Source organism: Bacillus sp. EU63 (genome assembly GCF_038592915.1).
GTDB lineage: Bacteria > Bacillota > Bacilli > Bacillales > Bacillaceae > Bacillus > Bacillus velezensis.
Genome location: NZ_CP151944.1, coordinates 349,336 through 374,627 on the forward strand (window position 1 = coordinate 349,336; position 25,292 = coordinate 374,627).

The 25,292-nt window shown below is 49.8% G+C and carries 17 protein-coding genes and 1 pseudogene; 10 read left to right on the forward strand and 8 right to left on the reverse strand.

Annotated elements, in window-relative coordinates; translation table 11 throughout:
• Window positions 1-7: 7 nt before the first annotated feature.
• The 5 genes and pseudogenes from comS to NYE38_RS01805 all read left to right on the forward strand — a co-directional run bounded on the left by comS (window position 8) and on the right by NYE38_RS01805 (window position 13,713).
• The gene (comS, locus tag NYE38_RS01785; RefSeq protein WP_269194677.1) at window positions 8-172 is read left to right on the forward strand and encodes a competence protein ComS; all 165 of its coding nucleotides are present in this window, start codon (window positions 8-10) and stop codon (window positions 170-172) included.
• Window positions 118-7,659, forward strand: a pseudogene (gene srfAB / locus NYE38_RS01790) (surfactin non-ribosomal peptide synthetase SrfAB); the annotation flags it as partial. The gene comS and the pseudogene srfAB, both read left to right, overlap by 55 nt.
• 34 nt (window positions 7,660-7,693) lie before the next feature.
• Window positions 7,694-11,530, forward strand: a complete 3,837-nt coding sequence (gene srfAC / locus NYE38_RS01795) for a surfactin non-ribosomal peptide synthetase SrfAC (RefSeq protein ID WP_063637001.1) — start codon at window positions 7,694-7,696, stop codon at window positions 11,528-11,530.
• 19 nt (window positions 11,531-11,549) lie between these two features.
• The gene (srfAD, locus tag NYE38_RS01800) at window positions 11,550-12,281 is read left to right on the forward strand and encodes a surfactin biosynthesis thioesterase SrfAD (RefSeq protein WP_061861841.1); all 732 of its coding nucleotides are present in this window, start codon (window positions 11,550-11,552) and stop codon (window positions 12,279-12,281) included.
• A gap of 121 nt (window positions 12,282-12,402) precedes the next feature.
• Window positions 12,403-13,713, forward strand: coding sequence for an aminotransferase class I/II-fold pyridoxal phosphate-dependent enzyme (locus NYE38_RS01805; RefSeq protein WP_025650007.1), 1,311 nt, complete (start codon window positions 12,403-12,405; stop codon window positions 13,711-13,713).
• Window positions 13,714-13,748: 35 nt separating this feature from the next.
• Here the strand turns inward: NYE38_RS01805 and NYE38_RS01810 are convergent, their stop codons facing one another.
• The 6 genes from NYE38_RS01810 to NYE38_RS01835 all read right to left on the reverse strand — a co-directional run bounded on the left by NYE38_RS01810 (window position 13,749) and on the right by NYE38_RS01835 (window position 18,497).
• Window positions 13,749-14,423, reverse strand: a complete 675-nt coding sequence (locus tag NYE38_RS01810; protein ID WP_024084876.1) for a 4'-phosphopantetheinyl transferase superfamily protein — start codon at window positions 14,421-14,423, stop codon at window positions 13,749-13,751.
• Window positions 14,424-14,521: 98 nt separating this feature from the next.
• Window positions 14,522-15,151 carry a YitT family protein gene (locus NYE38_RS01815; protein WP_017419384.1) on the reverse strand — a complete coding sequence of 210 codons (630 nt, stop codon included), beginning with the start codon at window positions 15,149-15,151 and terminating at the stop codon, window positions 14,522-14,524.
• A gap of 99 nt (window positions 15,152-15,250) precedes the next feature.
• On the reverse strand, window positions 15,251-15,994 hold the full coding sequence (gene tcyC, locus NYE38_RS01820; protein WP_017419385.1) for a cystine ABC transporter ATP-binding protein TcyC: 744 nt from the start codon (window positions 15,992-15,994) through the stop codon (window positions 15,251-15,253).
• Between the two features lie 12 nt (window positions 15,995-16,006).
• Window positions 16,007-16,711 (reverse strand): amino acid ABC transporter permease, encoded by a 705-nt coding sequence (locus NYE38_RS01825; RefSeq protein WP_003156375.1) that lies wholly within the window; start codon window positions 16,709-16,711, stop codon window positions 16,007-16,009.
• Window positions 16,698-17,495, reverse strand: a complete 798-nt coding sequence (gene tcyA / locus NYE38_RS01830) for a cystine ABC transporter substrate-binding lipoprotein TcyA (RefSeq protein ID WP_014416883.1) — start codon at window positions 17,493-17,495, stop codon at window positions 16,698-16,700. Before tcyA ends, NYE38_RS01825 begins: the two co-directional genes overlap by 14 nt.
• A 129-nt stretch (window positions 17,496-17,624) precedes the next feature.
• A complete protein-coding gene (locus NYE38_RS01835) occupies window positions 17,625-18,497 on the reverse strand; it encodes a LysR family transcriptional regulator (RefSeq protein ID WP_003156371.1) in 873 nt (290 codons plus the stop codon).
• Window positions 18,498-18,588: 91 nt separating this feature from the next.
• Between NYE38_RS01835 and NYE38_RS01840 the strand changes: the two genes are divergently transcribed.
• From NYE38_RS01840 to NYE38_RS01855, 4 genes are read left to right on the forward strand one after another with little or no spacing between them, the layout of a single operon-like run.
• A complete protein-coding gene (locus NYE38_RS01840) occupies window positions 18,589-19,203 on the forward strand; it encodes a non-oxidative hydroxyarylic acid decarboxylases subunit B (protein WP_104843074.1) in 615 nt (204 codons plus the stop codon).
• Window positions 19,204-19,205: 2 nt separating this feature from the next.
• Window positions 19,206-20,627: a phenolic acid decarboxylase BsdC gene (gene bsdC / locus NYE38_RS01845; RefSeq protein ID WP_017419387.1), complete on the forward strand. Its 1,422-nt coding sequence runs from the start codon at window positions 19,206-19,208 to the stop codon at window positions 20,625-20,627.
• Between the two features lie 17 nt (window positions 20,628-20,644).
• Window positions 20,645-20,872 (forward strand): non-oxidative hydroxyarylic acid decarboxylases subunit D, encoded by a 228-nt coding sequence (locus NYE38_RS01850; protein WP_017419388.1) that lies wholly within the window; start codon window positions 20,645-20,647, stop codon window positions 20,870-20,872.
• A complete protein-coding gene (locus tag NYE38_RS01855; protein WP_017419389.1) occupies window positions 20,872-21,333 on the forward strand; it encodes a hypothetical protein in 462 nt (153 codons plus the stop codon). The genes NYE38_RS01850 and NYE38_RS01855 overlap by 1 nt, the downstream gene beginning before the upstream one ends.
• Window positions 21,334-21,375: 42 nt before the next feature.
• Here the strand turns inward: NYE38_RS01855 and NYE38_RS01860 are convergent, their stop codons facing one another.
• Entirely contained in the window at window positions 21,376-22,854 is a 1,479-nt protein-coding gene (locus NYE38_RS01860; RefSeq protein WP_017419282.1) for a peptide MFS transporter, read from the reverse strand.
• Between the two features lie 278 nt (window positions 22,855-23,132).
• Here NYE38_RS01860 and NYE38_RS01865 point away from each other — a divergent pair, with 278 nt between their 5' ends.
• The gene (locus NYE38_RS01865) at window positions 23,133-24,878 is read left to right on the forward strand and encodes a right-handed parallel beta-helix repeat-containing protein (RefSeq protein WP_017419281.1); all 1,746 of its coding nucleotides are present in this window, start codon (window positions 23,133-23,135) and stop codon (window positions 24,876-24,878) included.
• A 92-nt stretch (window positions 24,879-24,970) separates the two neighbouring features.
• Here NYE38_RS01865 and NYE38_RS01870 read toward each other — a convergent pair whose 3' ends face one another.
• Window positions 24,971-25,192 (reverse strand): hypothetical protein, encoded by a 222-nt coding sequence (locus tag NYE38_RS01870; protein ID WP_014720711.1) that lies wholly within the window; start codon window positions 25,190-25,192, stop codon window positions 24,971-24,973.
• Window positions 25,193-25,292: the final 100 nt, after the last annotated feature.

A 25,292-nucleotide genomic window follows, 5' to 3' on the forward strand; every position in this document is an offset into this window, starting at 1 on the left:
TTGCAGCATGAGAGCGAGGAGGAGCAGCAGTTTGAACCGATCCGACAAGCGCCTTATCAGAAGCATTATCCTGTTTCCTCAGCACAGCGCAGGATGTATATCCTTAATCAGCTCGGACAGGCCAGCACGAGCTACAACGTCCCTGCTGTACTTCTGCTGGAAGGATCAGTAGACAAAAAGCGTCTTGAGGAGGCCATGCAGGCATTAATCAACCGTCATGAGACACTGCGTACGTCGTTTGACATGGCAGATGGAGAAGTCGTGCAGACCATTCATAAAAATGTGTCGTTTGAGCTTGAAACCGCCGAGGGCCGGGAAGAAGATGCAGAAGAGCTGACAAAAGCCTTTATCAGACCGTTTGCGCTCAACCGCGCGCCGCTTGTCCGTTCGAAGCTGATCCGGCTTGAAGAAGACCGGCATCTTCTGCTGATTGACATGCACCACATTATTACGGACGGAAGCTCAATGGGCATTTTCATCGGTGATCTTGCGAAGCTTTATCAAGGCACGGAGCTTGCGCTGCCAAAGATTCATTATAAGGATTTTTCAGTCTGGCAGCGTGAAAAAGCAAATCTCGAACAGCACGAAGCCTACTGGCTTGAGACGTTCAAAGGCGATCTGCCGGTGCTGGATCTGCCGCTTGATTTCCCGCGTCCTGCCGAGCGCAGTTTTGAAGGGGAACGCGTCATCTTCGGGCTTGATAAACAGGTGACGGCGCAGATTAAGAAGCTGCTGGCTGATACGGATACGACGATGTACATGTTTTTGTTAGCCGCTTTTCAAGTGCTGCTGTCCAAATATTCGGGGCAGGAAGACATCGTAGTCGGGTCTCCGGCGGCCGGTAGACAGCATCCTGATCTCCAAGACGTGCCGGGCATGTTTGTCAACACAGTTGCGCTTCGGTCGCATCCTGCCGGCAAAAAAACGTTCAAACAATTTCTGGATGAGGTGAAAACAGCGAGCCTTCAAGCTTTTGAGCATCAAAGCTATCCGCTTGAAGAATTAATTGAAAAACTGCCGTTAACGAGGGACACAAGCCGGAGTCCGCTGTTCAGCGTGTTATTTAATATGCAGAACATGGAGATCCCGTCCCTGCGGCTCGGAGATTTGGAGATTTCTTCTTACTCCATGCATCATCATGTCGCTAAATTTGATCTTTCCTTAGAAGCGGCTGAGCGCGGAGAAGAGGTCGGATTGAGCTTTGATTACGCGAAAGCCTTATTTGCGGACGAAACCATCCGCCGCTGGAGCGCTCATTTTGTCAATCTGATTAAAGCCTGCGCTGAAAATCCGGATATTCAGCTGGCCGACGCAAGCCTGCTGTCCGCTCCTGAACGGGAAGCGCTCCTTTCTGATGAAAAACGTACGGAAGCGGATCTGCCTGAGGGCACTTTTGTTTCGCTGTTTGAACGGCAAGCGCAAAAAACGCCTGATCTCACGGCGGTTGCGGGCGGAACAAGTCTGACATATCGTGAGCTTGATGAACGCTCGAACCGGTTTGCCCGCCACCTTCAGTCTTGCGGAACGGGCAGTGAGGACATCGTGGCCATTATGATGGATCGTTCGGCCGACTTGATTACCGCGATTCTCGGCGTCATGAAAGCCGGAGCGGCATTTCTCCCGATTGATCCGGAGACTCCTGAAGAGAGAATCCGCTACTCTCTTGAAGACAGCGGAACGAAGCTTCTGGTCGTCAATGAGAGAAACATGACCGCGGCCGCAGTTTATAAAGGAAAAACGGTCGTAATGGAAGACGGAGAATGGCGGAACGAAAGCGCCGATCGGCTTGAAACGGAGCCCGGCGCCGACCAGCTTGCATATATCATTTATACTTCGGGAACAACGGGCAAACCGAAAGGCGTCCAGCTGGAGCACCGCAATCTAATCAATTATGTTACATGGTTCAGCCGTGAAGCCGGTTTGACCGAAGCTGACAAATCCGTGCTGCTGTCTTCTTACGCATTTGATCTCGGCTATACGGCCATATTCCCGATTCTTCAGGCGGGCGGCGAGCTGCACATTGTGCCGAAAGAGACGTACACCGCGCCTGATCAGCTTGGTGAGTATATACAGAAAAACGGCATTACGTATATGAAACTGACGCCGTCATTGTTCCATATGATCGTCAACACAGCCCGTTTTACGTCAGAACGCCGTTTCAGCCCGCTTCGTTTAGTGGTGCTCGGCGGAGAAAAGATCATCACGTCCGATGTCCGCAAGTTTCATGACGTATACGCCCATACCGACTTCATCAATCACTACGGGCCGACGGAAACGACGATCGGCGCCATTGCGGAACGGATCAATATGGAGCGTCTTGATCAATATGAGCAGCGTCCCGTCATCGGCCGCCCGATCGCAAATACCGGCGCGCTTGTATTGGACGGAGCAATGCAGCTCGTTCCTCCGGGCGCAAGCGGCGAGCTTTATATTACCGGGAAGGGGCTTGCCAGAGGATATCTTCACCGTCCGCAGCTGACGGCGGAGAAATTTCTCTCAAATCCTTTTTCACCGGACAGCCTGATGTACAAAACGGGAGATGTCGTCCGCAGGCTTTCTGACGGGACGATTGAATTTATCGGCCGTGCGGATGATCAAGTGAAAATCCGGGGCTACCGCATTGAATTAAAAGAGGTTGAAACTGTGCTGTTAAGCGTAAACGGCATTCAGGAGGCGGTCGTTCTCGCAGTCAGCGAAGGCGGGCTGCCGGAACTGTGCGCGTACTATAAAGCCGACAGCGGGCTGAAAGGCTCTGAGCTTCGCAAACGGCTTTCCGAAACACTGCCGTCTCATATGCTTCCGGCTTACTTCGTGCAGGTAGACCGCATTCCGCTCACAGCCAACGGAAAAACCGATAAAAACGCCCTCCCGAAACCGGGCGTCAGCCAAACGGCGCAAATTGCTTCAGCCTTGCCGGAAACGGAATTGGAGGAAAAGCTGTGCCGCATTTGGAAACAGACACTCGGTACGGATACGCTCGGCATCGACGATAATTTCTTCGATTACGGCGGGCACTCTTTAAAAGGCATGATGCTCCTCGCCAATATTCAGGCTGAACTGGACAAAACGGTTCCGTTAAAAGCGCTGTTCGAACAGCCGACTGTCCGCCTGCTTGCCGCATATATCGAAAAATCGGCGGTATCTGAGGGATATCGGATGATCACACCGGCAGACAGTGCAGACGCGTACCCGTTATCATCCGCCCAAAAACGGATGTACGTCCTGAACCAGCTTGACCGGGAGACAATCAGCTATAATATGCCGTCCGTTCTTCTGATGGAAGGAGAAGTCAATATTTCAAGGCTTCAGGAAGCGCTCAATCAGATGATCAATCGCCACGAATCTTTGCGGACGTCCTTTATCGATCAAAAAGGTCAGCCGATGCAGAAGATCGCAGAACAGGCTGACATTGACCTGCACATTTTTGAAGCAGCGGACGAGGAGAAAGCGGATCTTATCATTCAGGCATTCATTAAGCCGTTTGATCTGAGCGCGGCTCCGCTCATTCGGGCCGCTCTTGTCAGACTGAATGAAAAGAAACACCTGCTGCTGCTGGATATGCATCATATTATTGCCGACGGCGTGTCCAGAAGCATGCTGGTCAAAGAGCTCGCTCACCTTTACAAAGGCGGGAGCCTGCCGTCGCCGAACCTGCACTATAAAGACTTCGCCGTCTGGCAGAATGAACCTGAGCAGGCCGAACGGATGAAAGACCATGAGCGTTATTGGCTCTCCGCATTTTCCGGCGAGCTTCCTGAATTGAATCTGCCGACTGATTTCCCCCGTCCGCCGGTTCAAAGTTTTAAAGGACAATACGTCCGTTTCAGAGCGGGGCGTGAAACGGAAAAAGCGGTGCGTGAATTAATGGAATCATCAGGAGCGACTCTTCATATGGTGCTTCACGCCGCGTTCCATGTCTTTTTGAGCAAAATCACGGGGCAGCGCGATATCATTATCGGCTCGGTGACCGCCGGAAGAACGAACGCCGAAGTTCAGGAAATGCCGGGGATGTTTGTCAATACGCTTGCGCTTCGCAATGAAACGCGCAAAGAGCAGACCTTCGCCGGGCTGCTCGAACGGGTGAAACAAACCAATCTCGACGCGCTGGCGCATCAGGATTATCCGTTTGAGGATCTGATCGGAAAGCTTGACCTGTCGAGAGATATGAGCCGAAATCCGTTGTTCCAAGTCATGGTGACGACAGAAGATCCGGATAAAGAAACACTGGAACTGGAGAACCTGCGCATCACTCCGTATGAGTCAAACCAAGGCACGGCGAAATTCGATCTGACACTCGGCGGATTTACGGATCAAGAAGGCCTCGGCCTTCAGTTTGAATATGCGACTGATCTGTTTAAAAAAGAAACAATTGAAAAGTGGAGCGCCGGGTTCCTGCGGATTCTGAAGCAAGCGGCAGAAAGTCCGGACAGAAAGCTGCCTGAGATTTCACTGATCAGCGATGCTGAAAAACAAGCCCTCCTTGACGAATGGAAAGGAAAAACAATTTCTGTGCCGCGGGACAAAACGGTTCACCGTCTCTTTGAAGAAACGGCCGCCCGCTACGCGAACCGGCCGGCCGCGGCATATAACGGCGCGAAATGGACGTACGGCGAGCTGAACGCAAGGGCGAACCGGATCGCGCGCATTCTCATGGACTGCGGCGTCACGGCTGACGAGCGTGTCGGCATCCTGACGAAACCGTCCTTGGAAATGGCCGCGGGCGTACTCGGCGTCTTGAAAGCGGGCGCGGCATTTGTGCCGATTGACCCCGACTACCCGGAAGAGCGGATCAGCTACATTCTGCTGGACAGCGGCGCCAAGCTTCTTCTCACACAGGAAGCGCTGGACGTGCCGGACAGCTACAACGGAGAAACGATTCTGCTTGACGGCGGACGCTCCATTCTGAGCCTGCCGCTTGATGAAAACGATGAAGCGAACCCGCAGACGGAAACAACGGCGGATCATCTCGCTTATATGATTTACACGTCAGGAACGACCGGACAGCCGAAAGGTGTCATGGTCGAACACCATGCGCTGGTGAACCTGTGCTTCTGGCATCACGACGCATTCGCCATGACGGCGGATGATAAAAGCGCCAAATACGCGGGCTTCGGTTTTGACGCCTCCATCTGGGAGATGTTCCCGACATGGACCATCGGCGCGGAGCTTCACGTCATTGACGAAGCGATCCGGCTGGATATCACCCGCTTAAATCACTATTTCGAAGAGCACGGCGTGACCATCACCTTCCTGCCTACGCAGCTCGCCGAACAATTTATGGAGCTGGAAAATACCTCTCTCCGCATGCTTCTCGTCGGCGGCGATAAGCTGAAGCGGGCGGTGAAACAGCCGTACACGATCGTCAACAACTACGGCCCGACGGAAAACACCGTCGTCGCGACAAGCGGCGTCATCAATCCGGAGGAAGGGTCGCTTTCGATCGGACGGGCGATTGCCAATACGAGAGCTTATATTCTCGGCGACGGCGATCAGGTGCAGCCGGAAGGCATTGCCGGTGAATTATGCGTGGCAGGCCGCGGACTTGCGCGCGGATACCTGAACCGTGAAGAAGAAACGGCGAAGCGGTTTACCGCCGATCCGTTCGTGCCCGGCGAGCGCATGTACCGGACCGGCGACCTCGTCAAATGGAACGCGCAGTGCGGCATCGAATACATCGGGCGTATCGACCAGCAGGTCAAAGTGCGGGGCTACCGGATCGAGCTTTCAGAAATCGAAGTCCGCCTCGCCCAGCTTGCGGACGTTCATGACGCAGCGGTGACGGCGGTGGAAGACAAAGCGGGCAATACCGCGCTTTGCGCCTATGTCGCGCCTCAGCAGGACGATATCGAAACGCTCAAAGCCGCGCTGAAAGACACGCTGCCTGACTACATGGTGCCGGCGTTCTGGGTGGAGATGGACGAGCTTCCGGTCACCGCAAACGGAAAGATTGACAAAAAAGCCCTGCCGGAACCGGACATTGAAGCGGGAAGCGCCGCGTACAAAGCGCCGGAAACGGAGATGGAGACGCTGCTTTCTGACATTTGGCAGGAAGTGCTCGGTCTTGACCAGATCGGCGTAAGCGATAATTTCTTCACGCTCGGCGGCGACTCGATCAAAGGCATCCAAATGGCGAGCCGCCTGAACCAGCACGGGTATAAATTGGAGATGAAAGACCTCTTCCAGCACCCGACCATCGAAGAACTCGTCTCTTATGTGGAGCGGACGGAAGGCAAGCAGGCCGACCAGGGCCCTGTCGAAGGTGAAGCGGAGTTAACGCCGATCCAGCGCTGGTTCTTTGAACGAAACTTTACCGACAAACACCACTGGAATCAATCCGTCATGCTTCACGCGAAAGACGGCTTTGATCCGGACCTGGTGGAAAAAACCCTGCAAGCATTGATTGAACACCATGATGCGCTCCGCATGGTTTACCGTGAAGAAAGGGAAGGCATCATTCAGACATACCTCCCTGTCACAGAATGCAAGGCAAGCTTTGACATCGTTGATCTGTACGGAACTGACGAGGATATGCTGAAAAGCCAGATTCAGCGGCTTGCCGATCATCTTCAGGGCAGTCTTGATCTGGAGAACGGCCCGCTGTTAAAAGCGGAGCAATACCGGACAGAACAAGGCGATCATCTGTTAATCGCGGTTCACCATCTCGTCGTGGACGGGGTTTCATGGAGAATTCTGCTTGAGGATTTCGCTTCAGGTTATAAACAGGCGCAGCAGCAAAACAGCATCGTCCTCCCGCAAAAAACCCACTCCTTTAAAGATTGGGCGGAGGCGCTGAACACATTTGCGCAATCAGAAGAGCTGAAAAAGCAGGCGGATTATTGGGCACAGGCAGATGCGGAAGAACTCCGGCCGCTGCCGAAAGACCATGATCCGAACAAACGGCTCGTCAAACATACGGCGGCCGTGAAATGTGAATTAACTGAGGAAGAAACGGCACAGCTGCTTACAGATGTTCATCATCCGTACGGAACGGAAATCAACGACATTCTGCTCAGCGCGCTCGGCTTAACGATCGGTGAATGGACGGAAAACGGCAAAGTCGGCATCAACTTAGAAGGACACGGCCGGGAAGAAATCATACCGAATGTCAATATTTCACGGACGGTCGGCTGGTTTACTGCCCAATATCCTTTGATTCTGCAAATCAGCAAGGAAGACGGCGTCTCTTCCGTCATTAAAACGGTAAAAGAGACGGTGCGGCGCGTTCCTGATAAAGGTGTAGGATACGGGATTCTCCGGTATCTGTCATCCGATGAAACAGAACAAGGCGCCGCGCCTGAAATCAGTTTTAACTACTTAGGGCAGTTTGACAATGAAGTGAAAACGGAATGGTTTGAGCCGTCTCCATATGATATGGGACGTCAAGTCAGCGAAGAGTCAGAGGCGTTATACGCACTGAGCTTCAGCGGGATGGTTACAGGCGGCCGCTTCGTCATTTCCTGCTCATACAATCAGGAAGAATATGAAAGAAGCACCGTCGAAACACAGATGCAGCGGTTTAAAGACAATCTCTTAATGATCATCCGCCATTGCACGGCCAAAGAAGAGAAAGAATTTACGCCGAGCGATTTCAGCGCGCAGGATCTTGAAATGGATGAAATGGGAGACATCTTTGACATGCTTGAGGAGAATTTAACGTGACAAAAACAGATCACAGAAGGGGGGAGCGGAGCAGATGAGCCAATTCAGCAAAGATCAGGTTCAGGACATGTATTATTTGTCGCCGATGCAGGAGGGAATGCTGTTTCATACTCTCCTGAATCCCGGCCAAAGCTTTTATATCGAACAAATGACAATGAAAGTAAAAGGCAGCTTGAATATCAAATGCCTTGAAGAAAGCATGAATGTGATCATGGACCGGTACGATGTATTTCGTACCGTGTTCATTCACGAAAAAGTAAAAAGACCGGTCCAAGTCGTATTGAAAAAACGTCAGTTTCAGATAGAAGAAATCGATCTGACACATGTAACGGACAGCGAGCAAACAGCCAAAATCAATGAATACAAAGAACAGGATAAGATCAAGGGCTTTGATTTGACGCGGGATATTCCGATGCGGGCAGCCATTTTTAAAAAATCGGAAGAAAGCTTTGAATGGGTGTGGAGCTACCACCACATCATTTTGGACGGCTGGTGCTTCGGCATCGTCGTGCAGGATCTGTTTAAGGTATACAATGCCCTGCGCGAACAAAAGCCGTACAGCCTGCCGCCGGTCAAACCGTATAAAGACTATATCAAGTGGCTTGAAAAGCAGGATAAACAAGCATCACTGCATTACTGGCGCGGGTACTTAGAAGATTTTGAAGGACAAACGACATTTGCGGAGCAAAGAAAGAAACAAAAGGACGGCTACGATCCGAAAGAGCTGCTCTTCTCACTGCCGAAGCAGGAAACAAAAGCATTTACCGAGCTTGCAAAATCGCAGCATACCACTTTGAGTACGGCGCTGCAGGCGGTTTGGAGTGTATTAATCAGCCGCTACCAGCAGTCCGGCGATTTGATCTTCGGCACAGTCGTTTCCGGGCGCCCCGCAGAAATCAAAGGCGTTGAACATATGGTCGGGCTGTTTATCAATGCTGTTCCGAGGCGGGTGAAGCTGTCTCGGGATACCACATTTAACGGCTTGCTCAAGCAGCTGCAGGAGCAATCGCTGCAGTCTGAGCCGCATCAATATGTGCCGCTCTATGACATCCAAAGCCAGGCCGATCAGCCAAAGCTGATTGACCACATCATTGTGTTTGAAAATTATCCGCTTCAGGATGCAAAAAATGAAGAGAACAGTGAAAACGGCTTTGATATGGAGGATGTACACGTTTTTGAGAAATCGAATTATGATCTCAACCTGATGGCTTCTCCAGGTGATGAGATGCTGATTAAGCTTGCCTATAACGGGAATGTGTTTGATGAGGCGTTTATCCTGCGCTTGAAATCTCAGCTTCTCACAGCGATTCAGCAGCTCATCCAGAAGCCGGATCAGCCTGTCAATACGATCAGACTTGTTGATGAAAAGGAAAGAGAGCTTCTGCTTACCGGCTTAAACCCGCCGGCTCAGACTCATCAGGCGAAGCCCCTGACGGATTGGTTCAAGGAAGCGGTGAATGTAAATCCTGATGCGCCGGCGCTTACGTATTCCGGCCAGACTCTTTCCTATCGTGAATTAGATGAGGAAGCGAACCGTCTTGCGCGCCGTTTGCAAAAGCAAGGTGCGGGCAAAGGCTCCGTTGTCGCGTTGTACACGAAGCGCTCGCTTGAGCTGGTGATCGGCATTCTCGGTGTATTAAAAGCAGGAGCGGCTTATCTGCCGGTTGATCCGAAGCTGCCGGAGGACCGAATCTCGTACATGCTGGCTGACAGTGCGGCAGCCTGTCTGCTGACACATCAGGAGATGAAAGAAAAAGCGGCTCAGCTGCCGTATACAGGAACAACACTTATCATCGATGATCGGGCACGGTTTGAGGAACAGGCAAGCGATCCTGCAGCCGCAATTGATCCCGATGATCCGGCGTATATTATGTATACGTCCGGCACAACCGGAAAGCCGAAGGGCAATATCACCACTCATGCCAATATTCAAGGATTGGTCAAGCATGTAGATTACATGGCATTTTCTGAAAAAGATACGTTCTTATCTGTTTCCAATTACGCCTTTGACGCATTTACCTTTGATTTCTACGCATCAATACTGAATGCGGCACGGCTCATTATCGCAGATGAACATACACTGCTTGATACAGAACGGCTCACTGATCTGATCCGGCAGGAGAATGTCAATGTCATGTTTGCGACAACCGCACTTTTTAATCTTCTCACCGATGCGGGAGGGGAGTGGCTGAAGGGGCTTCGCTGTGTGTTATTCGGGGGTGAGCGCGCGTCAGTGCCTCACGTCAGAAAGGCGCTTGAGATCATGGGGCCTGGCAAGCTGATTAATTGCTACGGGCCGACTGAGGGCACGGTGTTTGCGACAGCTCACGTCGTGCATGATATCCCGGATTCCATTTCCTCATTGCCGATCGGAAAGCCGATCAGCAATGCCAGTGTTTATATTCTGAACGGGCAAAATCAGCTTCAGCCGTTCGGAGCTGTCGGTGAACTGTGCATCAGCGGAATGGGTGTATCAAAAGGGTATCTGAACCGTCCTGACCTGACGAAGCAAACGTTTATCCCAAATCCGTTCAAGCCGGGAGAAACGCTTTACCGCACAGGGGATTTAGCACGCTGGCTGCCGGATGGAACAATTGAATACGCCGGGCGTATTGACGACCAGGTCAAAATACGCGGACACCGGATTGAGCTTGAAGAAATCGAAAAGCAGCTGCAGGAATACCCGGGTGTGAAAGATGCGGTCGTTGTTGCAGACCGCCATGAGTCCGGAGATGCATCAATCAACGCCTACCTCGTGAACCGGACGCCGCTTTCAGCTGATGACGTAAAGAGGCGCCTGAAAAAACAGCTTCCTGCTTACATGGTGCCGCAAACCTTTACTTTCTTAGAGGAGCTTCCTTTAACGACAAACGGGAAGGTCAATAAACGGCTGCTGCCGAAACCGGATCAGGCTCAGGCGGCGAAAGAATGGATCGGGCCTCGAAACGCGACGGAAGAAACGATTGCGCGCATCTGGTCCGACATCCTCGGCAGACAGCAGATTGGGATTCATGATGATTTCTTCGCGCTCGGAGGACATTCCTTAAAAGCGATGACGGCAGCGTCGCGCATTAAAAAAGAGCTCGGTGCTGATATCCCGGTGCAGCTGTTGTTCGAAGAGACGACAATCGCAGACATTGCCGGTTATCTGCTTCACGGTGAAGAAAAAGGAATGAAAGATCTCACCATCATGAATAAAAATCAGTCTGACACACTGTTTGCGTTCCCGCCGGTTCTCGGTTACGGGCTGATGTACCAGCCGCTGGCAAAACAGCTGTCCGGCTATCGAATCTGCGCGTTTGATTTTATCGAAGAAGACAACCGCATCGAACGCTACACAGAGCTGATCAATCAGCTCCAGCCGGAAGGACCGGTCAAGCTGTTCGGATACTCGGCAGGCTGCACGCTCGCCTTTGAAACGGCCAAACGGCTTGAAGCCGAAGGACGTGAAGTGGAGCGGCTGATCATGGTCGATTCCTATAAAAAACAAGGCGTCAGCGACTTAGAAGGCCGCACCGTAGAAAGTGATGTCCAGGCGCTGATGAAGGTAAACCGGGACAATGAAGCGCTGAATAACGAAGCCGTCAAAGAAGGTCTCGCCAAAAAAACAAACGCGTTTTATTCTTATTTCGTGCATACCGTCAGCACCGGCACGGTCAATGCGGATATAGATCTATTAACGTCAGAACCGGACTTTGTAATGCCGCCGTGGCTCGCTGCGTGGGAGGAAGCCACGACAGGTGAATACCGTGTGAAAAAAGGCTGCGGCACTCACGCAGAAATGCTTCAGGGAGAATGTCTCGAAAGGAATGCGGCATATTTGCTCGAATTCCTAAGGAAGGAACATCTGAAGCTGACAACTTCACGATAGAAAAGGAGGAAGCCCGCCAATGGTCCAGCTCTTTAAATCGTTCGATACCACGGAAAAAACGCAGCTTATCTGTTTTCCGTTCGCAGGAGGCTATTCCGCATCATTCCGCCCGCTCCACACCTATCTTCAAGGTGAGTGTGAGATGCTTGCCGCGGAACCGCCGGGACACGGAACAAATCAAATGTCCGCCGTTGAGGATTTTGAACAGCTTGTCAGTTTATACAAGCAGGAGTTGAATCTCCATCCTGACCGCCCGTTTGTGCTGTTCGGCCACAGTATGGGAGGCATGGTCGCTTTCAGGCTGGCGCAAAAGCTGGAGCGGGAGGGCATTTACCCGCAGGCCGTGATCATCTCAGCCATTCAGCCGCCGCATGTGGAAAGGAAAAAAGTGTCTCATCTTGATGATGAAAAATTTCTCGCTCATATTATCGAACTGGGCGGAATGCCGCAGGAGTTAGTGGAGAATAAGGAGGTCATGTCATTTTTCCTGCCTTCTTTCAGATCCGACTACCGCGCGCTTGAAAGCTTCCGTCCGTCTGATTCTCACATGATTCAATCACCCGTCCATATTTTTAACGGGCGGAAAGATAAAAAATGTATCAAAGATGCGGACGGATGGAAAAAATGGGCCGGCAATCCCGTATTTCATGAGTTTTCGGACGGCCACATGTTCATATTAAGTGAAACTGAAAAAGTGGCGGAACGAATCTATGAGATTATTAACAGGAGCACTGCAGGCCAATTGTTATAGGATATGACAGACAGCATTCGCTGTCTGTTTTTTGTAACAAAATCCGCCCGTGAGTTTTCTCATTTATCAAAAATTTTATGTTATGATTTGATGGAATATAATTTTGAAGGGATTGTCGTACATGAATGATGCAGCAAAAGAGCTGAACAGAACATTATCTGAAGAAAACCCGTACGTGCTTCATATGCTTTCTGATTTGGGCAGAGAGTTGTTTTATCCGAAAGGGGTGCTGACACAATCGGCGGAAGCGAAAGCCAAGGCCGGAAAGTATAATGCCACGATCGGGATTGCCACCTCACAAGGCGAGTCCATGCACTTTTCCCATATTCAAGAGACACTGTCCGCCTATAACCCCGATGATATCTACGATTATGCTCCGCCGCAGGGAAAAGAGCCGCTCAGACAGGAATGGCTGAAAAAAATGCGTCTCGAAAATCCTTCATTAGCCGGCAAAGACATCAGCACGCCGATCGTGACAAACGCTTTAACACACGGGCTGAGCATTGCCGCCGACTTGTTCGTCAATGAAGGGGATGCGCTGCTTCTGCCTGATAAATATTGGGGAAATTACAATTTCATTTTCGGTGTCCGGCGCAAGGCATCCATTGAGACGTACCCGCTTTTTCAGCAGGATGGGCGTTTTAATGCGGCGGGGCTATCCGAGCTGCTGAAAAAGCAGAAAGAAAAGGCGATTGTTGTGCTGAATTTCCCGAATAATCCGACAGGCTATACGCCGGGGGAAGAGGAAGCGTCAGAAATCGTCAGCGTGATTCTGGAGGCGGCGGAGGCCGGCAAAGAGATTGTCGTGCTCGTAGATGATGCGTATTACAATCTGTTTTACGATGAAACGGCCATTCAGGAATCCATCTTCAGCAAACTCGCCCAAGTGCACGACCGGGTGCTTTGCGTGAAAATAGACGGCGCGACGAAGGAAAATTACGCATGGGGATTCCGCGTCGGTTTTATTACGTACAGCACAAAAAGCGAAAAAGCGCTGCGCGTGCTCGAGGAAAAAACAAAAGGGATTATCAGGGGAACGATTTCAAGCGCCCCGCACCCGTCCCAAACATTCATGCTTCGGGCGATGCAGTCACCGGAATACGAGAAAGAAAAATCGCTGAAATATAACATCATGAAAAAACGGGCTGACAAAGTGAAAGCCGTTCTTGCAGAAAACAAGCATTATGAAGACGTATGGACGCCTTATCCGTTTAACTCGGGTTATTTCATGTGTGTCCGGCTGAAAGACATAAACGCCGGCGAATTGAGAGTGTCGTTGCTTGAAAAGAGAGGAATCGGAACGATATCCATTAATGAAACCGATTTGCGAATCGCATTTTCATGTGTTGAAGAAGAACACATCGCGGATCTGTTCGAAGAAATTTATCAAGAAGCAAAGCAGCTGCAGAAACAGGCGGAAATATCAGGCTGACAAAAAAGGAGGGGGCCACCCTCCTTTTTCTATGCTTACAGCAGCTCTTCATACGTTTTCATCTCAATCCCGTCACAAAAATCGGGATGCGCCGCACAAACGGCCAGCTTATACTCCTCGTCCGCATCATATGTGCGGATGAAACAAGGTTCATGTCCGTCCGGGAGCTCAATGGACACATGGCCGTCGTCTTTAAGGCGGACGCTGAATGAATCAAGCGGCAGGGAAAGCCCTTTTCCGGCCTGTTTGATAAAGCTTTCTTTCATCGACCACAGGTGGTAAAAATAATCGGTCTGCTGATCGGGGTGTTTCGCTTGCAGATCACTGTATTCCGTCGGCGAAAAAAAACGTTTGGCGATATCAATTGTGCCGGGCTTCATTTTTTCAATATCAATGCCGATCGGTTTTGAATCAACGGCACACACGATCCAGCGCCCGGAATGGGAAATGTTAAAGTGCATGTCCGGAAGCGCGGGGATGTACGGCTTTCCGTATTCCTGGACGCTGAATGAAATCCCGGCCGGATCAAGTCCGTAAGCCTTCGCCGCAGCGGTGCGGATCAGCATGTCGCCGATCAAGGTGCGGTGAGCATCCTCCTTATGGTAAAAGCGCCGGCATTTTTCCCGCTTTTCGGCGGACACGGCCGCCATCATCCGATCCTCTTCCCCTGCAGAAAGCGGGCGGTCCATATATACTCCGTAAATCTTCATGTCCAGATCCTCCGTCTGAAAATATTGTCAAAACCATCCTATCATATCAGACGAAAGCTGTCCGAAAATAAAAAAACAAAACCGTTTCGGCTTTGTTTTTAATGAACGGACGTTGCCCGCCCGGAGATCGCGTATGTTAACAGTTTAGAGGACTGCGGCAAAGAAAAACGCAGAATCAGCCCCGTCAAAACAGCCGTAATAATGGTACCGGCGCCGATCGGTCCGCCCATCATCCAGGCTGCGGCAAGAATCGTCAGCTCAATGCCGTTCCGCACCCATTGCACGTTCCAGCCCGTTTTTTCAGATATCAGCATCATCAGAGAGTCCCGGGGGCCCGCGCCGAGCCCTGCTGATACGTAAATACCGACGCCGCAGCCGATTAGCAGCAATCCGATCGAAAAAAACACGGCCGCTAAGGAAAAAGCGTGCGCCTCAGGAAGCAGAAACGAAAAGAAATCAATAAACATTCCCATCAGCACCATATTTAAGATAGCGCCGATTTTCGGGAGCGTCCTCGTGAACAGGCAGGTTAAAGCCACGATGACCGCGCCGACCACGATGGACCATTGTCCGACAGAAAGCCCGAAATGCTGAAAAAGCCCATAATGAAAGGCATCCCAAGGGCTGATGCCGAGAGCTTTTCCTTTAATGGTTAACGATACCCCGAAAGACAAAATCAACAGACCGGCAAAATAAAACGTCCAGCGCATCACGAATTCCCGCTTCAAAGAGGTCCCTTCTTTCATAAAATTTCATTAATTGTCATTGTAGCATAACCGCCAAAAAAAAGAAGAAGCGAAATCAGTGTTTCGCTTCTTCTCCCGCTCCTACAAAGGATTCAGTATACGATTTAAAAACCGCTGCGTGCGTTCTTCTTTCGGCGCGGAAAAAATGTGGGACGGCGGTCCTTGTTCCACAATGACGCCGCCGTCAATGAAAATGACTTCATCGGCCACTTCCTGCGCGAATTTGATTTCATGGGTGACGACGACCATCGTCCAGCCTTCGTTTGCCAAATCCTTAATCACTTTGAGCACCTCGCCGACCAGCTCCGGATCAAGCGCTGACGTCGGTTCGTCAAACAGCATCAGCTCGGGCTGAATCGCAAGCGCGCGGGCGATGCCGACACGCTGCTGCTGACCGCCGGAAAGCTGGAACGGATATAAATCCATTTTGTCTTTCAGTCCGACTTTTTCCAGAAGCTCCATCGCTTCTTTTCTGACTTGCTCCTTGTCGCGCTTTTGCACTTGAATGGGTCCTTCCATGACGTTTTCAAGCGCCGTGCGGTGAGGAAACAGATGATACGCCTGAAAGACCATGCCTGATTTGCGGCGGAGGCGAAGAATATCAGCCTGCTTCACTTTTTTGGAGAAATCTATTGCAAAATCTGAGAATGCCAGCTCGCCGCGATTGGGGATCTCAAGCGCGTTCAGACAGCGCAGAAGCGTCGTTTTTCCTGAACCGGACGGTCCCAGAATGGCGATGACTTTCCCTTTTTCTATCTCCATATCTATCTTTTTTAAAATTTCATTCTGTCCGAATGATTTATTTAATCCTTTGACGGAAAGCATATCGAAACCTCCTTATTTGGCCACATAACGGTCGAGACGCCGTTCGATCACATGCTGTACGATTGACAGCAAGAAGCAGATGATCCAATAAATAAAGGCGGCTTCAATATAGATGACCAAGATTTGATCAAGGTTTTGCGCGCCGATTTCCTGCGCTTTTCTGAACAGCTCCGCGACGAGAATCTGTGACGCGAGAGATGTATCCTTGATCAGGCTGATAAATGTATTTGATAATGGCGGAATGGACACGCGAAACGCCTGCGGCAGGATCACGCGGAACAATGTCTTGCGATAGGTCATGCCGATCGTATAACCGGCTTCCCATTGCCCTTTCGGCACGGATGAAATAGATGCCCGGATGATTTCAGAAGCGTAGGCGCCCACGTTTAATGAAAACGCGATGACTGCGCTTGGGAAAGGGTCCAGCGTAATATTAAATGTCGGGAACAGATAAAAAATGATGAACAATTGAACGAGAAGAGGAGTGCCGCGCACCGCTGATACGTATACGCTGAACACCCATCTCAATGGTTTCATATTTGACATTCTGGCGAGCGCCGTAATCAGCGCGATGATCATTCCGAAAATAAAGGAAAGAATGGTAAGGGGGATCGAGTAATAGATTCCCCCGGAAAGAATCGGCCAGAATGACTGCTGCACCAAATCCCATGGAATGGCTGTTGCAATCACGGGCTCCGGCATGTTACTTAGAAACATCTTCCCCGAACCATTTTTTCGCTATTTTAGAAAGAGTCCCGTCCTCTTTCATTTCTTTTAATGCTTTGTTGACGTGAGTCACAAGTTCGCCGCTTCCTTTTCGGAATGCGAAATACGTCTGCTGCGGCTGGCCTGCTTCAAACGCGATTTTCACGTTTTTATTGCCGGACGTTTTTAAGTAGTTCAGTACGGCAAGTTTATCGTTGTAAGTCAGATCAGCGCGGCCCTGCTGAATGAGCTGAAGGGATTGAGCCATGCCTTCAACGCCTTCAATTTTCGCGCCGGCTTCTTTCGCTAATTTATTGTAATTGCTTGTTAATGACTGAGCCGCTGTTTTTCCTTTGACATCAGCCTCTTTCGCAATCGTGCTGTCTTTTTTCGTCACGACGACTGCATTTGACGTTGTGTATTTATCAGAAAAATCATATTGGTTTTCACGGCCTGTTTTGCCGACTTGGTTGGCGACGACGTCAAACCGTTTCGCGTTTAATCCGGCAAACATGCTGTCCCATTGCGTTTCTTTGAAGTCAGCTTTCAGACCGAGGCGTTTCGCGACTTCTTGAATCACTTCAACATCATATCCGGTCAGTTTGTCACTCTTTTTATCATGGAAGGTAAACGGTTCGTACGTTCCTTCTGTGCCGACGGTCAGTACGCCTTTTTTCTTGACAGAAGCCCAAAGATCGCCGTCTTTTGACTTAGATCCGCTGTCCTGTGAGTTTCCGCAGGCTGCAAGCACCGCGATGCTGACCATCATGAACAAAGCGAATAATGCTTTTTTCATCTTCTTTATTCCCCACTTTTCTGAGTAGTTTTATTGAGAAAAAATAGCTCCCAATTGTAAAGGATAACTTTTTTTTAGTATGAGTCAAGTAATTGGTTTTCATAAGCGGGAATTCTTCGTGTTCTGAGATCAAAATAATTCCAAAAACTGTCTGACAGGCTTCGGCAGGTAGCTGTCTTTCCTCCAGATGACGGCCGGTGTCATGACAAACGGGTTGTCTTCGATGATAACCGTTTTGACATGCGAGCGCATATGGACGGGAATCATCGTCAAAGGCAGAATCGTGGCGCCGAACCCTGACGATACGAGGCTCAAAAGCGTCGCGGAGTCATGACATTCACAGACAACCTGAAGGTCGAGACCGTACTGTTCACAAACTTGGAGGACTTGGTCATACACACCTCTTCCATTGACGGTACGCAAAAGGATCAGAGGCAAAGAGGCGATGTCATTCAGTTTAATCGTTTCACCGCACAGTCGTTTTGAATGCTCGGACAGCACCAATACACACGGAATGTCTTCAAGCTCCTTCGATTCAATGCCGTCGTTTTTAATCAAGGTGGTGGTCACGGCGGCGTCAATCTGCCGGGTTTCCAGAAGCTCGAGCAGTGAGACGGGTTCATCTTCCCAAATGTTAAAGGTGAGATGCGGAAACCGCTCTTTCATCTGTGACACTTTCTCAAGCATGAGCGCTGCGCAGTAAATGGTTGACCCGACGGCAAGTGTGCCGGCCACTTCTTCCTTCAGCTCTTGTACCTCGATTATGGCATCCTCAAACTTATGAAGAATCTCTTTCGCTCTTTTCAAAAAGACATTTCCTTCATATGTAAGGGTCATTTGTTTCTTTTTATTGCGGTCAAACAGAATGACGCCCAATTCTTCTTCGAGCTGTTTCAGCTGTCTGCTTAAAGGCGGCTGTGCCATATGAAGCTTTTTGGCGGCCGTCGTGATTTTCTGCTCTTGGGCAATGGTGATGAAATAACGCAATTGCCGGATATCCATGAGAACGCGCTCCTTTCTTTTATACCTTTAAGGTATGATACATAGATTTAACGAATATTTTTCATATGGATATATCAGGAGTATGATGGTTTTGACACCACATTTCAAGCGTAAAGGAGGGGTCAATATGAAGCTCGTCATCGGAATGACCGGGGCAACGGGAGCCATATTCGGGATCAGGCTTTTAGAATATTTAAAAGCCGCGGAGATCGAAACCCATCTTGTCGTGTCTCCTTGGGCAAATGTCACCATTACACATGAAACCGATTATACGTTAAAAGATGTCGAGAAACTCGCATCCTATACGTATTCTCACAAAGACCAGGCGGCGGCGATTTCAAGCGGTTCGTTTGAAACGGACGGGATGATCATCGCTCCGTGCAGCATGAAATCACTGGCAAGCATCCGCACCGGAATGGCTGACAATCTGCTGACAAGGGCGGCTGACGTCATCCTGAAGGAGCGGAAAAAACTTGTGCTGCTGACTAGAGAAACGCCGCTCAGCCAAATCCATTTAGAAAATATGCTAACGCTTACAAAAATGGGTTCCGTCATTCTTCCGCCGATGCCGGCATTTTATAACAAGCCGGCTGACATGGATGAATTGATCGACCATATTGTGTTCCGGACGCTCGATCAGTTCGGCATCCGTCTGCCGGAAGCGAAACGGTGGTACGGAATTGAAAAACAAAAAGGAGGAATCTGATAATGGCCTATCAGGATTTTAGGGAATTTCTCGCCGCTCTTGAAAAAGAAGGGCAGCTCTTAACCGTCAATGAAGAGGTAAAACCGGAGCCGGACCTGGGCGCCGCCGCGCGTGCAGCCAGCAATCTCGGGGATAAAACCCCTGCGCTTTTGTTTAACAATATTTACGGACATCACGATGCTCAGGTGGCTCTGAATGTCATCGGCTCGTGGCCGAATCACGCGATGATGCTCGGCATGCCGAAAGATACGCCTGTAAAAGAACAATTCTTTGAGTTCGCCAAACGGTACGATTCATTTCCGGTATCGGTCAAACGGGAAGAAACCGCGCCGTTTCATGAAAATGAAATAACGGAAGACATCAATCTTTTTGACATCCTTCCGTTATTCAGAATCAACCAGGGAGACGGCGGCTATTATTTGGATAAAGCGTGCGTCATTTCCCGCGATCTTGAAGACCCGGACAATTTCGGCAAGCAGAATGTCGGCATTTACAGAATGCAGGTGAAGGGAAAAGACCGCCTCGGCATCCAGCCCGTGCCTCAGCATGATATTGCGATTCATCTTCGCCAGGCTGAAGAACGGGGCGTGAATCTTCCCGTTACGATCGCGCTGGGCTGTGAGCCGGTGATTACGACGGCCGCGTCAACTCCGCTGTTATACGATCAATCCGAGTATGAAATGGCCGGAGCGATTCAAGGGGAGCCTTACAGAATCGTCAAATCCAAGCTGTCCGACTTAGACATCCCGTGGGGCGCCGAAGTCGTTCTGGAAGGAGAGATTCTCGCGGGAGAACGGGAATACGAAGGCCCTTTTGGTGAGTTCACGGGTCATTATTCAGGCGGCCGCAGCATGCCGGTGATCAAAATCAAACGTGTATATCATAGAAACAATCCGATTTTTGAACATTTGTACTTAGGCATGCCGTGGACGGAGTGCGACTATATGATCGGCATTAATACATGTGTGCCTCTTTACCAGCAGCTGAAGGAAGCATATCCGAACGAAATCGTCGCCGTCAATGCCATGTATACGCACGGTCTGATCGCCATCATTTCAACGAAAACACGATACGGCGGCTTTGCTAAGGCGGTCGGCATGCGCGCCCTGACAACACCGCACGGACTCGGCTACTGCAAAATGGTCATTGTCGTGGATGAGGATGTCGATCCGTTTAATCTGCCGCAAGTCATGTGGGCGCTTTCAACGAAAATGCATCCGAAACACGACGCAGTCATTATTCCTGACCTGTCCGTTCTTCCGCTTGACCCGGGGTCTGATCCGGCAGGGATGACACACAAAATGATTCTTGACGCCACAACGCCTGCCGCGCCGGAAACAAGAGGCCATTATTCGCAGCCGCTTGATTCTCCGCTGACAACAAAAGAGTGGGAACAAAAACTGATGGACTTAATGAATCAATAAGAAAGGATGAGTTTGCAATGAAAACATGCCCGCGCTGTGAATCGAAAAAAGGAGAAACCGTCAGCCAATCGCCGGTCAAAGGCGCTTGGGAAATATACCAATGCCAAACCTGCTTTTTTACATGGAGATCCTGTGAACCGGAAAGCATCACGAATCCGGAAACATTCAACCCGGCATTTAAAATTGATCCGAAAGAAACGGAGACGGCCACACATGTTCCCGCTGTTCCGGAAAGAAAAGCGTAATGCTGACGGAGCATTTGCCGGAAGCCCTTTACACGCTTTTAGACGGGACGGAGCTTGAGAAAAAGCAGCACGATGCATTTGTACTGCAATCCGTGACAAAACAAGGCCGTCCGCACGCGGCCATGATCAGCGCCGGTGAGATTCTGGCCGTGAGCAGCACAAATCTCCGGATCGCCTTATGGAAAAACACGACGACTGTAAAAAGCCTGCTGCATTCGGGACAAGCTCTTTTCATCGCCTGGCACGGTGGAGCCGCCTATTACGTCACATTGGAATGTAAGGCGCTTCCGCCGCTGAAAGAGGCGAAACACGAGCGGGAACGGTTCAGCTGCCGCGTGATCACCGTCAAGGAAGATCGGGCGAAATACGCGGATCTGACATCCGGACCGGCCATCCAGCTCCACGAACCGGAAGATGTCTTGAAGAGATGGAGAGAAACACTTGAGGAGTTAAAACGATAGACGCATAAAAAAAGCCTGCGGACGATTCCGCAGGCTTTTCTTTTATTGTACGCCTTTCATCGCCCGTTTAATGACGGGAGACAGAAGAATTAAAATAATACCGAGAATGATCGAAACAAGACCGATTGAGCCGAAGTAGGCCGCTTCAGAAATCTTATCAAACAAACCGACTACTTTTGCGTTCAGGGCTTGACCGCAGGCGTTTGTTAAAAACCACATGCTCATCGTCTGCGCTGAGAAAGCGGCAGGCGCAAGTTTCGTTGTGACGGATAAACCGACCGGTGAAAGGCAAAGCTCACCAAGCACAACCAAAAGGAAGCTGAGCACAAGCCAAAGCGGGCTCACAAGCTCGCCGCTTCCGCCCATAACCGGAAGCACCATGACTAAAAATGATAATCCGGCAAGGATAATGCCGATCGCGAATTTAATCGGTGTTGAAGGCTGGCGTTTGCCGAGCTTCATCCAGATCCACGCGAACACCGGCGCGAAAATAACGATGAATAACGGGTTCAGAGACTGGAACCATGAAGACTCAAGATGCATGCCCGCAAAGGAAAGTCTCGTGCGCTGATCCGCATATAAAGCAAGAATCGTCGCGCCCTGCTCCTGAATCGCCCAGAACATTGCCGCTGCAATAAACAGCGGAACATAAGCCGCAAGCCGTGATTTTTCCGTTTTCGTCGCTTTTTTGCTTGTGAACATCACGATAAAGTAAATAACCGGAATGACAATGCCGAGGATACTGACGGTGTCAATCACACGCTGGATCGTCAGCCAGCCGGTTTGAATCAGAACGATAATAACGGCTGCTGCGATGACCACTCCGATTCCCGTGCCGATCACTGATGATTTAGAAATCGGATTCGGTACATTGGAGCCTGCTTTGCCGAGGTATTTCTTTCTCGTAAGAGCGAAAACAATCAGTCCGAGGAACATACCGGCCGCGGCGCATCCGAAGCCTAAGTGGTAGTTGTACTTCTGTCCGAGTGTTCCGACAATTAGCGGCGCAAGCAATCCGCCGAGGTTGATCCCCATGTAAAAGATGCTGAAACCTGAGTCGCGGCGCTCGTCTTCCTTCATATATAAATCTCCGACAACGCTGGATACGTTTGGTTTAAGCAGGCCGGTTCCGATAATGATCAGAGCCATGCTGGTAAAAAACGCCGCCGTGCTGCCGGGGAAGGCAAGAGCGATGTGCCCGAACATAATTAAAATTCCGCCGTAAAATACGGTGTTTGCCGTGCCGAATACCCGGTCGGCCAGCCATCCGCCGATGACGCTCGACATATATACGAGAGATCCGTATATGGACATGATGGCAACTGCGGTCGTTTTATCAAAGCCGAGACCGCCATGAGCGACTTCCGTGTATAAATAGTAAAGCAATATGGCTCTCATACCATAGTAGGAGAAACGCTCCCAAAATTCGGTGAAAAACAGTGTGAACAAGCCGCGGGGATGACCGAAAAAGCCTCGTTGCGGCACAGTTTCTGTTATAGATTCCTTATCAATAGATGCCACCTGAGCCAACCCTTTCTTAAAAAAGTGTATTACAAAAATCATATTCTTATATAATACTTGTGTCAATATAATTTATACTGAATTCAAAAAAATCCAGAATGAAAAGATATTAAAACGTTTAATATAGACGAATTTTCCTGATTCCAATGACTTATTTTGTTATATTATCTGACTAAACTATCTTTATAAACTTTTTTAATAAAATTTAAAGTATGTACAGGCGGAGCGGGATATGGCGGAATAAGATGACAATAAGAGAGGAAGGAGGAGATTATCACTTGCCGAATCGTATATTGGATATTACGGATTGCGGTGTGGCAGCAGACGGGACTGCCGATGTGACGGCCGCCATCAATCAATGCTTGGCCAAAGCTGTCAGTGAGGGCAGTCATACGGTGTTTTTTCCGCCCGGAACATATAAAATCAACGGCACGCTCGGCGGTGACAAAAGCCAGCCGTTTAGGAACGCGGGAATTAATGTGCCGAGCCATCTCTCCATCATCATGGATCCGGAATGCACGATTAAAGTGTCGCCGAACAGCTCCTGGGGTTATTCGGCTTTCTATATAGGCAGGCGGGAAAATGTCACTATCACCGGCGGCCGCATCATCGGGGAACGGGATGAACACACGTATACCAATGTTCCTTTACGGTCGACTCATGAATGGGGATTTGGTATCTGTATTGAAGGCAGCAGCAATGTGCTGATCGAAAATGTGAAAATATCGGATTTTACGGGAGACGGCATTATTGTCAGCCCGCTCGGTTTAAAAACAAACAGTGATTACGAAACATCAGAACGTGTGACCATCCGCCGCTGTGAGATCAGGCAGTCAAGACGGAACAACATTTCAATCACCGGCTGCAATACCGTTACGGTGGAAGAATGCGTGATTGAAGACGCCGGGCAAGGGAACGGAACGGCTCCGAAATTCGGAATCGATATTGAATCGTACGGAGAAGGCGATATTGATTATGAAGAAGCTCTTTATATTACGGTCCGCAACAACTTCTTTTCCGGAAACGCCGCAAGCTCAGTCACCAATTTTAACGGATATAATGTGTTAATTGAAGGAAATCATTGCGATAACACAATCAGCTACGGGTACGGGGCACATACCGTCATTTCGGGGAATGTCTTCTTTCGGTCAGACGGCGGCTCAAGGACCGCAGTCGCCGGACAAGGTGTGTCACAAGGACAGGACAGCAGCAATGCCGTCATTTCCAACAATCTGATTACCGGGTTTTCCACCGGAATAGATGTAAGGGGAAAAAGCGTCCTCGTCACCCACAACAAAATTAATCAATTTGAAAATACGGGCATTTCCGTCTATCAGGCAGAAGATGTGACCGTTGACGGCAATGTCATTGAAAACGGACGTTCCGAAACGAGACGAAGCACGGGGATGCGGGCGACGCTTTCGGAGAACGCCGTCTTTACGAATAACACTCTGAATCAGGTGACAGACGGAATCAGCATGTCGGCCGGCAGTATCATTGTAAAACAAAATGTGCTGAAATCGTTCAGCCGGGGCATATGGGTCACAGGCGGAAATGCCGTTATTGAAGGAAATACGCTGATTCCGAATGCGTATCAGGGCGCCGCGGAGTCCTATGCCGTATCTGTGACAAATGACGCCGGGGCTGTCATCAAAGGCAATCTCTTTAAGAACTATAAAAACTATCCCATTTTCAGTTCAACATCCTCGGGAACCTCTGTCATCAGCAACCGCTTTGAATCATCACCGCTTATCGTTACCGTGTATCTGAACTCAGGCACGCATGAAGTCATAGACAATACGCTCACGATCAACCGAACGGCGGGCAGCCCGATCGGCATCTATCTGAACGGAGCCTCCAATTCCCTCGTGTCGGGCAATACCATCAACAACCTTTCCGCCGCTTCTGCTTCCGCCATCCAAACCAATTCCTCCGTAAGTACTAAAATCATCGGCAACCGCATTATCAAAGGCGTCATTGTGAAACACACGACAGATACGGAAAGCGGAAATATCGTCATCTGAGAACAATCTGCGCCGGAAACATAAAAAGAACACATGAACTCCGAAAGAAGGAGGGATGTGTTCTTTTTTGACACAATACAGCCGTGCGCCTGTCAGGCATCTTTTTTACCTGATTTATATAAAACGATCATTTCTCTGATTAAAAAGAGGGCGAATAAAAACAGCATCAGCCATTCTGAGAAGGTGGTCAATTTAAAAGCGGACAGGTTGTTTTGGACCGCTCCATAGAAACTGAAACCTTGCAGCATATCCATCGTTACTGAAATGATCAGACAGGCAGCAAGCAAAAAAAATGAAACCCCCAATATTTTCATGCGCATCACTCTCCCTTTTTATCCTTTTCGATTACGCAGAACTTATACAGACTTTCCGCCGTGCATAATCTTTTGCCGTACAGGAAGAATATGAAAAAAA